This window comes from Shewanella sp. FJAT-52076 (assembly GCF_019457455.1).
Taxonomy (GTDB): domain Bacteria; phylum Pseudomonadota; class Gammaproteobacteria; order Enterobacterales; family Shewanellaceae; genus Shewanella; species Shewanella zhangzhouensis.
Map to the genome: position 1 here is coordinate 3,669,413 of NZ_CP080415.1, position 17,186 is coordinate 3,686,598.

The following is a 17,186-nucleotide window of genomic DNA, read 5'->3' on the forward strand; positions in this document are numbered from 1 at the left end:
ATTCACAACCCACCCTTCACCATCCCCCTCAGCACCCTGGATTCCGGCCTTTGAAAGCTTATCGGGCGCCAATTAACCTGGCTCGACGGCGCTGCGCATCGACATGGGTTTGCCGTCCGGCGTCAGCTCCTGCAGAACAAAGTCGATAAAACGGCGACACGCCTGGCTGACGAAGCGCCTTGACGGATACACCAGAAAGCACTCGCCCACATAGGGTTGATAATTGGCCAACAGCTGCCGCAGTTGTCCCGTGGCCAGATAGGCGTCACACATTTCCGCCGGCAAATAGACTATGCCCTTGCCCAGCAGGGCATACTCCCTTGCCAAGACCAGATTGTTGGTGCAGAAGTTGCCCTGCACCTTGACCTTGACCTCCTCCGGCCCTATGCCCACCTCAAATTCATTGAATATCCGGCCGTTGACCAGCCGATACAGGGCGACATTGTGGTCAGCCATATCGCTAAGGGTACGGGGCTCGCCGCAGCGGGCCAGGTATTCCGGGCTGGCAAAGAACCCCAGCTCTGTGGTCAGCACAGGTTTTGCCACCAGGTCCTGTCCTTCGATTGAGTTTTCAATCAGAAAGGCCACATCCAGGTGGGCTTTGACCATGTCGACCACTTCGGTGCTGTCTATCACTTCCACCGTCAACCTTGGATGCAGCGCCATAAAGCGGAAAATCAGCCGGTTCAGGATAGCGGTTTCGGGCAGGGGGAACATCTGGATCCTCAGGTGACCACTGAGTTCGGCATCGTCCCCGGTCAGCTCGATCAGGGTCTCATCCAGTTGTGAGAGTATTCCCAGAGACTTTTGGTAGAAGTGAGTTCCGGCGGCAGTCAGGCTGATGACCCGAGCCTGGCGATGAAACAGCTTGACCTTAAGCTCTTCCTCCAGGCTTTGCAGACGCCTGCTCAGGGTGGACTTGGGCAGGTTGAGCAGGTCCGCTGCCGCCACCAAACTGCCGGTCTCAACGATGCGGTGGAACAGGGCAATATCTTCGGTTTTCATGTTTCAGCGCTCTCCACGCCCAACAACAGTTGCAATTTTCGGAACCAATAATTCCAAACAATCCCGTTTTTAGCAACAGATTAAACTGCTATCTTCGCGCCTGTTGAACATGCCCCATAAGGAACAGCGCCGATGAGAACCCGCTTGATAATTCCACTCGCACTCGCCATGCCCCTGCTCGTCAGCGGCTGTATGGAGGCCGAGAGCGCCATACCCGGGCCGACAATCCGTCCGGTGAAACTCTTCGCCATCGAAGATCCCCACGCGGGGGGCCAGCGCAGTTTCCCGGCGCGGGTAACGGCCAACAGTCGCGCCGACCTGGCGTTCCGGATTTCGGGCCAGCTGACCGAGCTGACGCTGGTGGAGGGTCAGGGTGTCAGCGCCGGCAGTCTGCTCGCCCGCCTCGATGACAGGGATGCACGCAATAATCTGATGGCCCGGGAGGCGGAGCATGAGCTGCTGGCCGCCGATTATGAGCGCAAGGCCGAGCTGCTCAAACGCAAGCTGATTTCCCAGGCCGAATTTGACACCACCCAGGCCCAACTGAAATCCGCCAAAGCGGCGCTGGCTGCCGCTCGGGACCAGCTAAGCTACACCCAGCTGACCGCGCCCTTTTCCGGCACGGTTGCCAAGCGTCTGGTGGACAATCACCAGCAGGTGCAGCCCAATCAGACGGTGCTGACGCTGCAAAATAACCGCCTGCTGGATGTCAGTGTGCAGGTGCCCGAGAGCCTGTTGGCCGACCTGAAACAAACCAGCGGGCTTGCGAAACTGGATGCCAATGTGAGCTTCAGCGCCTTTCCCGGCCACAGCTTCAAGGCCAATTTCAAGGAATACTCCACTGAAATAACCCCGGGCACCCAGGCCTATGAACTGGTGTTCTCCCTGCCCCAGCCGGACGCTGTCCAACTGCTGCCCGGCATGAGTGCCGAGCTGAGCTTCCGTCTTGATGGCGATGGCCAGCCCATCGCCGTAGTGCCTGTGTCGGCACTGGATAAGAGCGATGCCGACGGTTTGGTGCGGGTATGGCGTTACCAGCCCACTTCAGGTCAGGTCGATGCCGTACCCGTTACCCTGGGACGGGTGCGCGCCGAGGGCATAGAAGTGCTCAGCGGTCTGCAACGCGGGGATCAAATCGTCAGCGCCGGTATAAGCCAGCTCAGTGCGGGCATGCAGGTAAAGCCATTGCACTGGCAACGTGGGGTTTGAGATGAATCTTGCTGAATATTCGATTCGCCACAAGGTCATCAGTTGGATGTTCGCCCTGCTGTTGCTCCTGGGCGGCGCCATTGCCTTCAGCGGCCTGGGCCAGCTGGAGTTTCCCGAGTTCACCATCAAGGAAGCCCTGGTCATTACCCCCTATCCGGGCGCCTCACCGGAGCAGGTGGAAGAAGAGGTGACCCTGCCCCTTGAAGACGCCCTGCAGCAGCTGGACGGCATCAAGCACATCAACTCAATCAACAGCGCTGGGCTGTCGCAGATCCGCATAGAAATCAAAGACAAGTATGACAAGCATAGCCTGCCACAGGTGTGGGATGAGGTGCGTCGCAAGGTCAATGACAGTGCCGGACTATTGCCGCCGGGCACGGGCACCCCCAGGGTGATGGACGACTTCGGTGACGTGTTCGGCATACTGCTTAATCTGTCCGGGCCCGATTACAGCAACCGCGAGCTGAGCAACTATGCCGATTTACTTCGCCGTGAACTGGTGCTGGTGCCCGGAGTGAAAAAGGTGTCGGTGGCCGGTAAGGTGACCGAACAGGTCGTGGTCGAAATATCCCAGCAAAAGCTCTCGGCCCTTGGTTTGGATCAAAGCTATATCCATGGCCTTATTCAGAATCAAAACGTGGTGTCCAACGCCGGCAGCCTGCTGGTGGGTGACAATCGCATCCGTATTCACCCCACCGGCGAGTTCACCAGCGTGCAGGATCTGGCGCGGCTGATTGTCAGCCCCCAGGGCAGCCCGGAGCTTATCCATCTGGGTGATATTGCCCATATTGACAAGGTGTATGACGAGACCCCGGAGCAGTTGTATCGCAGCCAGGGCCAGAATGCCCTGTCGTTGGGTATCGCCTTTTCCGGCGGCGTGAACGTGGTTGAGGTAGCGGCCGACATACAAAAACGGTTGGTGGAACTGGAGTCAGAGCGGCCTCTGGGCATGTCGCTGGATACCGTTTACAACCAGGGTCTGGCGGTGGACGAGACGGTCAGCGGCTTTCTTATCAATGTGCTCGAATCCATCGCCATTGTGATAGCCGTGCTATTGCTGTTCATGGGGCTGAGATCCGGCCTGCTGATGGGACTGATTCTGCTGCTGACAATTCTGGGCACCTTCATAGTGATGAAGCTGCTGAACATAGAGCTGCAGCTCATTTCTCTGGGGGCGCTGATTATTGCACTGGGGATGCTGGTGGATAACGCCATTGTGGTTACCGAGGGCATACTCATAGGCCTGCGCCGGGGCAAGAGCCGCCTCGAAGCCGCCAGCCAGATAGTGGCCCAGACCCAGTGGCCGCTGCTGGGAGCAACCGTCATTGCCATTATCGCCTTCGCCCCCATAGGCCTGTCGCAGAATGCCGCCGGTGAATTTTGCCGCTCCCTGTTCCAGGTGCTGATGATTTCTCTGTTTATCAGCTGGATAACGGCAATCACCCTCACGCCCTTCTTTTGCCATCTGCTGTTCAAAGATACGCCGCCTGCGGAGGATGAAGCCGATCCCTATAAGGGCTGGTTCTTTACCCTGTACCGCGCCGTGCTGATGTTCGCCCTGCGCTTTCGGCTCGCGAGCCTGGCGTTGGTGCTGGCCATGCTGGTATCGGCGGTGATGGGTTTTGGCCACATCAAGAATGTGTTCTTTCCGGCATCGAACACCCCTATCTTCTTCGTCGATGTCTGGATGCCTGAGGGCACGGATATCAGGGCGACCGAGCGTTTCACCGCCGCAATAGAAACGACGCTGCTGAGCCGTAACCAGCAGGCAGACTCGGGCCTGCAGCAAATAACCACAGTCATAGGCCAGGGCGCCCAGCGCTTTGTGCTGCCCTATCAGCCGGAGAAGGCCTATCCAGCCTATGCACAGTTGATAGTGGAGATGCGGGATCTGACGTCACTCGGGGCCTATATGCCACTGCTGGAAGACTTCCTGCGTCAGGAATATCCCCAGGCTCAATTCAGGTTAACCAAGATGGAAAACGGCCCCTCACCGGCGGCCAAGATTGAGGCCCGTTTCTACGGTGATAACCCCGAGACCTTAAGGAGTCTGGCTGCCCAGGCAGAGGCCATTTTCAGCGCCGAGCCCACCATGGATGCCATACGCCACGACTGGCGCAATCAGGTGGCGCTTATCCGGCCACAACTGCAAACCGCCAGGGCGCGGGAGAGTGGTATCAGCAAGCAGGATCTCGATCAGGCGCTGCTGCTCAACTTCAGCGGCAAGCAGATAGGTCTCTATCGCGAGACCAGCCACTCGCTGCCCATATTAGCCAGAGCGCCGGCAGACGAGCGACTGCAGGCTGACAACCTGTGGGAGTTACAGATTTGGAGTCAGGAGCACGCCAGCTTTGTGCCCGTGTCCCAGTTGGTGAGCGACTTTGCCACCGAATGGGAAAACCCGCTGCTGATGCGCCGGGATCGCAAGCGGGTACTGACGGTGATGGCCGATCCCAAACTGGGTTCGGATGAAACCGCCGACTCGGTACTGAGAAAGGTTAAGGCCAAGGTAGAAGCCATCCCCCTGCCTGCGGGCTACAGCCTGGAATGGGGCGGCGAATTTGAGTCCTCCGGCGAAGCACAGGAAGCGGTATTCAGCTCCATCCCCATGGGTTATCTGGTGATGTTTTTAATCACGGTATTTCTGTTCAACTCGGTGCGCCAACCCCTAGTCATCTGGCTGACGGTGCCCCTGGCCCTGATAGGCGTGACCGCAGGATTGCTGCTGTTCGATGCCCCCTTCAGCTTTATGGCACTGCTGGGGCTTTTGAGCCTGTCGGGCATGGTTATCAAAAACGGCATAGTGCTGATGGATCAGATAAATCTGGAGCTCAGCTCAGGTAAGTCGGCCCTGGCCGCCCTGGTGGATTCCTGTGTCAGCCGGGTACGTCCGGTAATGATGGCGGCCATTACCACCATGCTGGGGATGATCCCCCTGATTACAGACGCCTTCTTCGGCTCAATGGCGGTCACCATCATCTTCGGTCTGGGGTTTGCGTCGCTGCTGACCCTGATAGTGCTGCCGCTGATCTACAGCCTGTTCTTTAAAATCGAGATGGGAGGCGACCCACGGCCATAGTCCCATAAGCTAAACCAGCGGCGGCCAAGGGGCGTCGCCACAGAAAAACGCTTCCCGGCGCGACCGAGCTGCCTGCTGTTCGGTCATTTCATTTATGGGAGTGGGCAGGCAGTTTAGTGGATAACCGGCAAAGAGCCGGTCAGAGAAACTCCAGCGAGTCGAGAAAGGCCATGGCCGTTTTCCGCTCCCTGGCATCGGAGGCGTAACTTGCCATCAGCATCAGTAGATGGTTGTCGTGGGTATAGATGCGCTGCACCATCTCACCCTTATCCTCACCCAGATTTACCACCAGCTCGTAGCCCTTCTTACCCTGATGTTCGATAAAGCCACGCCGCACCAGCGCTGCGTTCAAGCCTGTGTCTGTGCCGAAACGGCGGCTTAAACTGCTCAAATCTTCACGGGACAAGGCATTAATGTCCTGCTCGTCAAACACCTCGTAGGCGGTGCCCATGGCCAGCACCAGCAGTGTCATATCGGCATGGGGCGACCTGGCGCTGACAACCTGCTCAACGCTGATGTCACCCGTGACTTTGGAGGCGGTATTGGGCTGGGGCAACATGCGCACCTTTACGGGCACACTGGCCAGAAAATGGCTTTCAAGCGGCAGGGGGGCAAAAAATTCCCGGTAAGCGAAAAAAGCGCCCACCATGGATAACAGCAAAATAACCAGTCGTGTCATGGTTCAATCCTTTGAAGCTGACAGGGGGAGGTGTGGCCGACCATAGTAACAGCCAAGGCTGTGACTGGCGTGAGGCAAAAGGCTGACTTATCGGCCACATCCCATGATGAATATCCCGGCTTGAAAGCCGGGCCGTCGATGTATCCTGACAAGAAAAAAGCCCGCGCATGGCGGGCTTTTGTGTTTGCAGTGCTGACGGCTTAAATGGGCGAGCCGGGTGGCATGGGCAGCGGCTTGGTGATAATACGCACCTTGGCATCGTCCAGCCCCCTGGCCACGCCCAGCGCCAGGTACTTGAAGTGGGCAGCATCGGCCTCACTGGAGCGGCTGGCCTTACGCTCCAGCTGCTTGATGGTGTAAGCCAGTTTGGCCCCCAGCACTGCCTTGACCTCGGCACTGGTATCCTCGTGGTGGAAGCTCTCCAGCAAGGTGTCTATCACCACCGCATTGAGGCGCATCCAGACGCCGCGCTCAAGGCCTGTCTTGCCTTCCTGATACAGGGTCACCGCCATCAGCTTGTCCAGAAGCTCATTCACCGACAGCTGCTCGCTGTCGCTCTGGAATCCCTGCTCGACACGGTTAAGGCGCTTGGGCGCCAGCAGCGCCCTGAGAGTATGACGAGACAGCACCTCGGCCATACCAAGGGGGTCGGCCACTATGCCAAGACCCGAGGCAAAACTTTCACGGCCAGCGCTGTAGTTACCCTGTTTGGGCAGCAGCGACTCCACCAACTCACGGGACAGGGTCAGCTCGGCGGTGTCCAGGGTGGCCAAGAGGGTGCCCAGCGCCTGTTTTTGCAGCTCGGGGGCCACATAATGCCAGCTGTAAACCCCATCGTAGCCATAGTCGGTGCCGCCAATCAGCTTGGCGGCCGCCTCGATTTGATAACGGCTCAGGAGGTAAATAGGCACCAGGCTGTCGGCCAGCTCGCCCAGCGGCTCGCCGGGCAGCAAGGCATCGGGATTAAAGTCTGCCAGCGCCTTTTGCCGCACCTGCTGCAGGCGGGCAAGTTCGGCTACCGGGTCGGCACCATTGTCCCACAGGCTGGCATAGGCGTGGCTCGCATCCGGGCTTCGGGAATCACTCTCGCCTATGTATCTCAGTCCCTTGGCCTGTACCTCGGCCAGCAGGGTAGACAGGCCTGCGGCCTCGCTGTCGCCAAAGTCGCCGTAGCCATAGGCGATGGCAAACTTATCCCAGGCTCCCACGCCGGGCACGTAGGGTTGGCTGATGTCGATTTTGCCGTTGCTGAGGGTCACCATGGGATGGGGGTAATCCATCACAGAGGCGTTGTTGTTGCTGGACGCGGCAAAGTTATGGTCCAGCCCCAGGGTGTGGCCAATCTCGTGGGCCGACAGCTGACGAATGCGCTCCAGCGCCAGATGCCCGGCGGCCTTGGCGGCAGCGTCTCTGTCTTCCCAGCCGGCGGTGAGGCCACGGGCAATCAGGTGGTCCTGTCGCACCCGCAGACTACCCAGAGTCACATGGCCCTTGATGATTTCGCCGGTGCGCGGGTCGGCAATGGCCGAACCGTAGGACCAGCCGCGGCTGGCACGGTGCACCCACTGCACTACGTTGTAGCGTACATCCTGGGGGTCGGCATCGTCGGGCAACAGCTCCATCTTAAAGCCATTGATAAAACCTGCCGCGTTAAAGGCCTCCTCCCACCAGCGGCCACCGTCGAGGAGCGCACTGCGGATGGGCTCGGGCACGCCCGGGTCGAGGTAATAAACGATGGGCTCGACCACCTCAGAGGGTGCCGCGCCGGGCGTTTGCTTTTGCAGGCGATGACGCAGCAAGTGGCGCTTAACCACGGGGGAGTCGATGGCGCTGGCATAATCCAGATACTCATCAGACAGATAACCGCTTTGCGGATGGTAGTCGCGGGCCACATAGCCTGACTCAGGCAGGACAATAAAAGAAAAACGCATGCGGATGGAAATCGCCTTGGGGTCAGGCGTTACCTGAGCCACATAGGCACCGGGCTCGGCGCCGGCAAAGGTCAGCTGCACGTCCACGTCGCTGTTATTGGGGAAGGATTTCACGTATTCGGGGATGATGAGCGAGCGTGATTTATCCAGACTGAAACTGCCCTGCCCCGATGCCTTGAGAGAGTCAGTCACCCCGTGCAGATCATTGAGTACCAGGGCGCTCAGGGGAGCGAGCGGCGTTTTGCCATCGAGTACGGGGGCGCGCCACAAAATAGAGTCGGCAAAGGCCTCTTTTACCGCGCGCTGCTCAGGGGCATAGTCGCTGCCTGCACGATAGCGGGTATTGAGCTCACGCAGGATAAGATCCGGGCCTATGCGTTCAAACTGCACCATGCGGGTGCGGCCCAGCTGTCCGCGGTCGAGGCCGATATCGTTGGAACCCACGCCCTGGGGCAGGCTGGTGACCAGCAAAAACGGCTGATTGAGCCGATTGGCCTCAACAAAGACCTCGCCCCTGTTGTCGTAGTGGAAATTCAGAAACCCTCTGGCCGATTGGCTCTGTTTGATAATGGCTGCCGGATTTTCGGCGGCCCAGACTGACATGACCGGTGTGCTCGCAAGCAATAGCGCCAGGGCGAGAGTCGAGGGTTTCATCTTATCTCCTTGTTATGGGGCTAGTGCTTGCCCCTGTGTTTATCTTTATGTCCTATCCAGTGGCTCAGGGTTTCAAAGAGTTCGTTGAGCACTATGGGCTTGGTAATGTGGGCATTCATACCGGCGGCAAGACTCTTTTCCCGGTCGCCGGACATGGCGTGGGCCGTCATGGCGATAATCGGCAGTTCATCGAAGCTGTAACGCTTACGCAGCTCGGTTGCCGCCGTGAGGCCATCCATCACAGGCATTTGAATGTCCATGAGTATCGCATCGTAACTGCGCTTGCCCACCATCTCCAGCGATATCTGGCCATTATCGGCCACATCCACCTCGTAACCGGCGCTCTTGAGAAGCTCGGTGGCCACCTGTTGGTTGATAAAGTTATCTTCCACCAATAGCACTACGCCCTGATGCTCACCCTCCTCCTGCACCGGCGGTGCGGGCAGGGCCTTGGGCGCAGGCGGCGCAAAGGCGCGGATGATTTCATCAAACAGGCTCGAGGCCTTGAACGGCTTTTGCAGCATGGCAAATACGCGGTCGCTGTCCAAATCCACCTTCAGCGGCTCGGCGGCATAAGCGGTCATAATGATGATCACCGGCCGGGCGGCGAGCTTGCCCTCTGCCACCATCTCATCGATGGCATCTATCACCTGAATGCCGTCCATCTCGGGCATCATCCAGTCGAGCAGTACCAGATCCACAGGCTGCTTGCCGAGCTTGTACAGGGCCTCGGCGCCGGTGGAGGCGGTTTCCACCTCAAAGTGGAAGTCGCGCATCACGCTGGAATAAATCTGCAGCGCCGTAGGGTTATCGTCCACCACCAGGGTACGCAGGCTCGCCAGACGGTCTGGCACCACCATGGGGACGACCTTGGCCTCTTCGGCGATTTCAAAACTCACGGTAAAGCTGAAGGTTGAACCCACGCCGGGCTCACTCTCCACCTGCATGGTGCCGCCCATCATAGACACCAGATGTTTACTGATGGAAAGCCCAAGGCCCGTACCACCGTACTTGCGGGTGGTGGAACCATCGGCCTGGGCGAAGGCGTCGAACAGCTTGTCCTGCTGCTCACGGCTGATGCCGATGCCGGTATCGCGCACCCAGAACTTGAGGGTAATGCGGTGGTCACGCTCACCCACGTCTTCACAGCCGAGTTCAATCTCACCGTTTTGGGTGAATTTCACCGCGTTGGACAAGAGGTTAATCAGCACCTGCCCCAAACGCAGGGGGTCACCCTTGAGCATAATGCCCGCCGACACGGGGGCGTACAGCAGGAGTTCGATGCCCTTCTCCTGTGCCCGCAGGGCGTTGAGATCCAGCGAGTGGTCCAGCACCTTGTCCAGCGGGAAGGCGACTTTTTCCAGCTCCAGCTTACCGGCCTCAATCTTGGAGAAGTCGAGGATGTCGTTAATGATGCGCAGCAGCGACTGGGCCGAGAAGCTCGCCTTATCCAGATAATCCTTTTGTTGCTCGGTGAGGCTGGTGCGCCCCGCCAGTTGCAGCATACCTATGATGGCGTTCATGGGGGTGCGGATTTCGTGGCTCATATTGGCCAGGAACTCACTCTTGTAGAGGTTGGCAAGCTCCGCATCCTGCTTAGCCTCGAGCAGCGCCACTTCGTTGCTCTTGTGACGGGTAATGTCCTTGTGGGTACCCACCATCCGCTTGGGCTGGGCATCCTGGGTAAATTCCACCACCCGGCCACGGCTCAGCATCCAGTGGTATTGGCCGGTCTTGGCGCGCATCCGGAACTCAATCTCGTAGGCGCCTACCGGGTCTTTGAGGTACTGCTCGCGGTACTCCTGCACCCGGATGCGATCGTCCGGATGAATAAGGCTGTCGATAGTCGACAACAGCGCAGGAAACTCGTTGGTCTTGTAGCCCAGCATGGAGTAATAGGCCGGGTTGCAGATGATTTGCTCCGAGTCGAGATACCAGTCCCACAGGCCATCTTCCACCGCGTCCATGGCGAGGTGGTAACGTTCTTCCGACAGCCGCAGCTGCTCCGCCGACTCGTATTCGCGGGTCACATCACGCCACACCGCAATCAGGCCCATCAGCTCGCCGCGACGATTGTAGAAGGGCAACTTGAGGGTATCGAGCAGCACAGGCTTGCCCGCCAGTTCGATTTTTTCCTGATAGCGCAGCGGCTTGCGTTCGGTCAGTACCTGCTCGTCCTCGGCGCGGATGCGACTGCCCTGCTCCGGTGATGTCAGCTCTTCGCTGGACAGGCCAATCATCTCGGCCTCGCTGAAGCCCAGCATCCGCTCGGCGGCCTTGTTACAGCCAAGGTAGTGGCCTTCCTTGTCTTTGAAGACAATGGCCTCGGGGATGGAGTCGAGCAAAGAGCGCAAGAGCGCATATTCGCGCTCGCGGCGCTCTGTGGTTTCTTTCAGCCTTTCGGTGCGGCGCGCCACCAGCTTGTCGAGACGCTTGTTCTGCTCGGCAAGGTGTTTGGTATATTGCTGGTTTTCTTCAAAAATACGGCTTACCAGCTGGAACCATGGCTCCCAACCGGGAGTGATTTTTTCCGGCACCGGCATAGGCTGGGCCGAGCAACCTTCGAGGTGTGACAGTAGCCTGGATGCGGGGCTTACGAAGGAGCGGCGGGTCTGCCAGTGCACTATGGTCACCAGCACGGAGAGCGCCAGTACCACCAGAATAAAGGTCAGCTGCAGCTTGTCCCAGCTCTCCTGGAACAGGTCATCCACGTCCTGAATGTACAGCAGGCGCCAGGGCGCATTGTGCAGCGCCACCGAGTGAATGTAGTAGCCGTTACGGATGATACCGCCCTGGGCATCGAAGAGTTCCGACTCCGGCAGTGAGTGCAGCTCAGAGGGGATCTTCTGGCTGATGTGCAGCACCCGCTTGAGATCGTTCCCCGCCATGTCGGAGTGGGACAGTATGTTGTTGCTCTGGTCGAGCAGGATTACCGTGCCCGGCATCTTGAAGTAGAGCCGGATTTGCCGCGCCAGCGAGGCCAGGGTCATGTCCAGATTGATGGAGCCGATAAACTCATCTTCGAGGTAGATGGGCACACCCAGGGTGGTCAGCAGGCCCTTGTCGGTGGAGTCAAGATAGGCCTCACTCCAGAACACGCTGCGCTGGGGGTTCATGGCCGGGGTCGCCAGCTGGAACTGTTTCTTGTTCAGCAGCTCGTCGCGAAAGCGCTGCTCATCCAACGGCCAGGGGAAGTAGGACATCATCCGCCGTTTGGAGATGTAGTAGATGGCCGATGCCTTGGGGGCTGCCTCTTTGGCCACAGGAAACGACAGCGACAGCTCAAACAGCATTTCCAGTTCCTGATAGAACTTGTCACTTCTGTCCTGGAGGGAGCCAATACCCGTGATACGCCCCATGTTGTTAAAGGGCTTATTGCCCTGGGCATAGTGGGGCTCGAGGGTGAAGTACTGGCCGTCTTCGTTGAATTTTTCGTACTGGGGCAAGCGGTCTTTACGCACCAGCTCGCCGAGGCGCAAATGGTCTACGGCCACGTCACGCAAACTCTTTACCGCCCGTATGCTCGACTCCAGCAAGAGGTCGATTTGCAGTACATGGCGGTCAATTTGCTCTTCGCGCTGGGCCAGCTGCTGGGTCTTTTCCCGGTCGAAGAAAAACCAGGCGGTCAGGCACGCCATCACAATTACACCTATGTAGGTGTAAAACACGGCGCGGTTGTAATTGCGCTGAATAGGCGATTTGAGCTGCAAATCCGGCTCAGTCGATTTCATCAAAAACCCTTTGGCATCCCCTGTCGCGAGTCCCTGCACCCGCAAAACTTAACGGATTATAGTAACAGGAACCCATGGGCAGTCACATCAAATAATTGTCATCGAATTTGTTTCAAAGTCGCTGTTTTTGCATCGCATTAAGGATAAAAAACGGACCCGGCGGGTCCGTTTGTCTGCCATACCATCAAGGCTGACTTACAGGTGCTCCTCGGCGAATTCGGCAAGCCGGGATCTGACCACACCATTGAGGTAGACATTGGCACTGCCTTCGAAGTTCTTGAACCTTTCCACAATGTAGGTCAGGCCCGAGGTCACGGCGGTCAGATAATTGGAGTCTATCTGGGCCAGGTTACCCGAGCAGATAAGCTTGGTGCCTTCACCCATGCGGGTGATCATGGTTTTGATTTGCGATGCGGTAAGGTTTTGACATTCATCCAAAAGCACTATGGCATTCTGGATGGAGCGGCCACGCATAAAGTTGATGGATTTAAACTGGATGTTGGCTTTTTCCATGATGTAGTTCATGGAGCCGTGGGGATTAACATCGTTTTTGTGCAGCACTTCCAGGGTGTCTGTGATGGCCGCAAGCCAGGGGGCCATTTTCTCTTCTTCAGTGCCCGGCAAAAAGCCAATGGACTCGGCAATTTCTGGGGTATTGCGGGTCACTATCACCTTGTCGTACTGATTGCGCTCCACCACCAGCTCCAGTGCCGCAGCCATGGCCAGCAGGGTTTTACCACAGCCGGCGGGGCCGGTGAGGATAACCATGTCGATATCCGGGTCCAGCAGCGCCTGCAGGGCCATGCCCTGATACACGTTTTTCGGCCGTATGCCCCAGGCCTCAAGGCTCAGCAAACGGCTGCGTCCCAGGTCCACAATGTGCAAATGGGTATCATCTTTTGAAATCACCCGGCCACAAAAGTCGGACTCTTCGTCGATAAGATATTGGTTGATATAGAGATGATCGTCTTCGAGGTCTTTCAGGGGCACTTCGTGGATGGTCTGGCGGCCATGGCGGGTAGTGGATACCTTCTCCAGATGCTCCCAGAAGTTACCTTCAAATTGATGAAAACCCTTGGTTAAGAAACGGATGTCATCGATAAGCTGGTCGGTGCGGTAGTCTTCTACCAATTTGATACCGGCGCCCTTGGCCTTGAGGCGCATATTGATGTCTTTGGTCACCAGTACCACGGGGCGTGGTGAGTGCTGTTTTTGCAGGTGAAGCGCAGTATTGATAATGCGATTGTCGTTATGGTCGCCGGGCAGGCCGCCTATGGCCATTTCAAGCTGATGATCGGGGAAAATGGCGAGTGTGCCTGTGGCTTCGTGGCCTTCTCGGGCCGGCAGGGGCACGCCTGCGATAATTTGTTCCGGAGTGGTTTCGCCGCCGAGGGTATCTTCCAGTGCCCTGATGGCGACCCGGGCGTCACGGCTGACATCCCGCTTACGGTCTTTAATCTGGTCCAGCTCTTCGAGGACTGTCATAGGGACTATGACGTCGTGTTCTTTGAAGGAATAAATCGCTAAGGGTTCGTGCAATAAAACATTGGTATCCAGTACAAACAACTTTCTGTCGTCTTGTTCCATGGCGCCTCCGGTTTTAGTGACATAGGGCGATGATATTGTGATTGCGCTGGGGTGCGTGGCTGGGGCGGGGTCCTCCTTGGATGGCTGGAACGGATAGGACAAAGTCACATCCTGTCATTGAGTTCATACTGACACCCTTCCCGGGAAAGCTCAACACTCCATTAACACTCAGCTCCATTCAAAGACAAATGTATGACAAGCCCGTGACAGCAGGAAAGTTGTCAGGTGCACGATGGGGATCTAGGCTGATTCAAATATCGGGGCCGTTGGTATAACATACGCGCCCTTTGAGTTCCCCCTTGAGTTGAGAGAGTAAGATGTCGTTTGCGGTTGGGCAGCGCTGGATCAGTGATACAGAATCGGAATTGGGTTTGGGCACAGTGGTGCAGATAGAGGGCCGCATGGTTACTCTGCTGTTTCCTGCCACCGGTGAAAACCGCATGTTTGCCATGGCCGAAGCGCCCCTTACCCGGGTGATATACAACCCCGGAGACACCATCGACAGCGCCGAAGGCTGGGGTATGACGGTGGACAAGGTCGAAGAATTGAACGGCCTGGTATTTTATTTGGGCAAGCGTACCGACACGGGTGAAGACACCATGCTGCGCGAGACCCTGCTCGAGCACAATATTCGCTTCAACAAGCCCCAGGATCGGCTGTACGCCGGCCAGATTGACCGTATCGAGCGCTTTGGCGTGCGTTACAAGGCGCAGCTTTTGCGCCACAAACAGGCCACCTCGCCACTGCTGGGCCTGCAGGGTCCACGGGTTGGCCTGATTCCACACCAGTTGTGGATTGCCCATGAAGTAGGCCGTCGCCACGCCCCGCGGGTATTGCTTGCCGACGAAGTGGGTTTGGGTAAAACCATCGAAGCCGGTCTGATTATCCACCAACAGCTGATGACAGGCCGCGCCGAGCGGGTACTGGTGATAGTGCCCGATACCCTGCGCCACCAGTGGCTGGTGGAAATGCTGCGCCGCTTTAACCTGCGCTTCTCGGTATTTGATGAAGACCGCTGCGTGGAGGCCTTTGCCGATCACGACAACCCCTTCTACACAGAGCAGCTGGTGATTTGCTCGCTGGAGCTGCTGCGCAAGAAGCGCCGATTGGAGCAGGCGCTGGATGCCGATTGGGATCTGATGGTGGTGGACGAAGCCCACCACCTGGAGTGGAGCGAAGACGAGCCCAGCCGTGCCTATCAGGTGGTTGAGGCCCTCGCCGAAGTCGTACCCGGGGTACTGCTGCTCACCGCAACCCCGGATCAGCTGGGTCACCAGAGCCACTTTGCCCGTTTGCGCCTGCTCGACCCCGACCGTTTTTACGACTATCAGGCCTTCCTCGACGAAGAAAAAGGCTACCAGGCCGTGGCCGAAGCCGCCGATGCCCTGGCAAGCGGCATCAAGCTGTCCGATGAGGCCATCAACGGCCTGACCGAGCTTTTGTCGGAGAAAGACATAGCCCCGGCCATTCGTCAAATTCAGGCCGAAAACCTCGACGAAGAGCTGCGCCAGGCCGCCCGCGACGAGCTGCTGCAGGAGCTTCTGGATCGCCACGGCACCGGCCGGGTACTGTTCCGTAACAGCCGCGCCTCGGTAAAAGGCTTCCCCAAGCGGGAGTTCCACAGCCACGGCTTCGAACTGCCTGAGCAATACGTAACTGCCATGCGGGTAAATGCCATGATGGGCGGCGCCCGCACCCAGGAAGCCCGGGTGGCCCAGGCCCTGAGCCCCGAGCGTATCTATCAGGAATTCGATGACAACAACGCCAGCTGGTGGAAGTTCGACCCAAGGGTCGACTGGCTTATCGACTTTTTGAAATCCCATCGCTCCAAGAAGGTGCTGGTGATTGCCAGCCGCGCCGAGACGGCACTGGCACTGGAAGAAGCCCTGCGCACCCGCGAAGGCATACAGGCCACCGTGTTCCATGAAGGCATGTCCATCATTGAGCGCGATAAGGCCGGTGCTTACTTTGCCCAGGAAGAAGGTGGCGCCCAGGCGCTGATTTGCTCTGAAATCGGCTCTGAAGGCCGTAACTTTCAGTTTGCCAGCCACCTGGTGCTGTTCGACCTGCCCCTGAACCCGGATCTGCTGGAGCAGCGTATCGGCCGTCTGGACCGTATTGGTCAACGCCACGATGTGCAGATTCACCTGCCGTTCCTCAAGCATACCGCTCAGGAACAACTGATGCACTGGTACCACGAAGGCCTGTGCGCGTTCGAACTCACCTGCCCCGGTGGCCATGTGCTCTTTGGCGAGTTTAAAGAGCGCCTGCTCAGTGTGCTGACCGGCGAGAGTGATGAGCTGGACGAGCTGATGGCCGACACCAAGGCCCGCTACAAGGCGCTTAAAGCCGCCATGGAGCAGGGTCGCGACAAGCTGCTGGAACTCAACAGCCACGGCGGTGCCAAGGCCGAAGCCATCACTGCAAGCCTCAGCGACGCCGATGAGGATACCGACCTTATCGCCTCGGTGATCCGCCTGTGGGACGTGATAGGCATTGATCAGGACGACAAGGGCGAAAACTCCATAGTGCTGCGCACCACGGATCACATGATGTACCCCACCTATCCCGGCCTCAACGAGGATGGGGTGACTGTGACCTTCGATCGCAACACGGCGCTGTCGCGGGACGATATCGCCCTTATCACCCTGGAGCATCCACTGGTGCAAACCGGCCTGGATCTCATCACGGGCTCAGATACGGGCACCACCTGTGTGGCACTGCTGAAAAACAAGGCGCTGCCGGCGGGCACGATTTTCCTCGAGCTGATTTACCTCGCCGAAACCACGGCGCCCAAGGCCAGCCAGCTGTACCGCTATCTGCCGCCCACGCCGGTACGTGTGCTGCTGGACAAGAACGGCAACAACCTGTCTGACAAGGTGGACTACGACAGCTTCGACAAGCAGCTGTCCGGGGTGAATCGCCATATCGCCAGCAAGCTGGTTAACGCCTCTCAGACCATGCTGCATCCACTGTTTGCCAAGGGTGAAGAGTTTGCCGGTGAGGCACTGAACACCCTGACTCAGGACGCCAGGGCGCGTATGGAAAGCCAGCTGGGCGCGGAGCTTTCAAGGCTCGAGGCCCTCAAGGCCGTGAACCCCAGCATCCGTGAAGAGGAGCTGGAGCACCTGCGGCAGATGATGCAGGAACTCTCGGGCTACCTTGGCAACACCCAGCTGAAGCTGGACGCCATCCGCCTGGTGTTGGTGAGCCATAACTAAGGCAAACCGGCCCGGACACCCAGCCCATTCAAAGGCCCGCAGTTGCGGGCCTTTTTTATGCCATGAATGAGGTGACTCGGACGAAGGAGC

8 protein-coding genes are annotated in these 17,186 nt (G+C 58.1%); 3 read left to right on the plus strand and 5 right to left on the minus strand.

Annotation, left to right across the window (positions count from 1 at the left end; all coding sequences use genetic code 11):
- Positions 1-72: 72 nt before the first annotated feature.
- Positions 73-1,005 carry a LysR family transcriptional regulator gene (locus tag K0H79_RS16255; RefSeq protein ID WP_220076504.1) on the minus strand — a complete coding sequence of 311 codons (933 nt, stop codon included), beginning with the start codon at positions 1,003-1,005 and terminating at the stop codon, positions 73-75.
- 132 nt (positions 1,006-1,137) lie between these two features.
- Between K0H79_RS16255 and K0H79_RS16260 the strand changes: the two genes are divergently transcribed.
- A complete protein-coding gene (locus K0H79_RS16260) occupies positions 1,138-2,214 on the plus strand; it encodes an efflux RND transporter periplasmic adaptor subunit (protein ID WP_220076505.1) in 1,077 nt (358 codons plus the stop codon).
- Between the two features lies 1 nt (position 2,215).
- Positions 2,216-5,293: an efflux RND transporter permease subunit gene (locus K0H79_RS16265; protein ID WP_220076506.1), complete on the plus strand. Its 3,078-nt coding sequence runs from the start codon at positions 2,216-2,218 to the stop codon at positions 5,291-5,293.
- 139 nt (positions 5,294-5,432) lie between these two features.
- Here the strand turns inward: K0H79_RS16265 and K0H79_RS16270 are convergent, their stop codons facing one another.
- From K0H79_RS16270 to K0H79_RS16285, 4 genes are all read right to left on the minus strand, one after another.
- A complete protein-coding gene (locus K0H79_RS16270) occupies positions 5,433-5,972 on the minus strand; it encodes a hypothetical protein (RefSeq protein ID WP_220076507.1) in 540 nt (179 codons plus the stop codon).
- Positions 5,973-6,172: 200 nt separating this feature from the next.
- The gene (locus tag K0H79_RS16275) at positions 6,173-8,557 is read right to left on the minus strand and encodes a zinc-dependent metalloprotease (protein WP_220076508.1); all 2,385 of its coding nucleotides are present in this window, start codon (positions 8,555-8,557) and stop codon (positions 6,173-6,175) included.
- 20 nt (positions 8,558-8,577) lie between these two features.
- Positions 8,578-12,288 (minus strand): response regulator, encoded by a 3,711-nt coding sequence (locus K0H79_RS16280; protein ID WP_220065719.1) that lies wholly within the window; start codon positions 12,286-12,288, stop codon positions 8,578-8,580.
- Between the two features lie 195 nt (positions 12,289-12,483).
- Positions 12,484-13,875, minus strand: coding sequence for a PhoH family protein (locus K0H79_RS16285; RefSeq protein WP_220065720.1), 1,392 nt, complete (start codon positions 13,873-13,875; stop codon positions 12,484-12,486).
- 317 nt (positions 13,876-14,192) lie between these two features.
- On the opposite strand from K0H79_RS16285, the gene rapA reads away from it, so the two are divergent.
- Positions 14,193-17,096 (plus strand): RNA polymerase-associated protein RapA, encoded by a 2,904-nt coding sequence (rapA, locus tag K0H79_RS16290; protein WP_220076509.1) that lies wholly within the window; start codon positions 14,193-14,195, stop codon positions 17,094-17,096.
- The last annotated feature ends 90 nt before the right edge of the window (positions 17,097-17,186 follow it).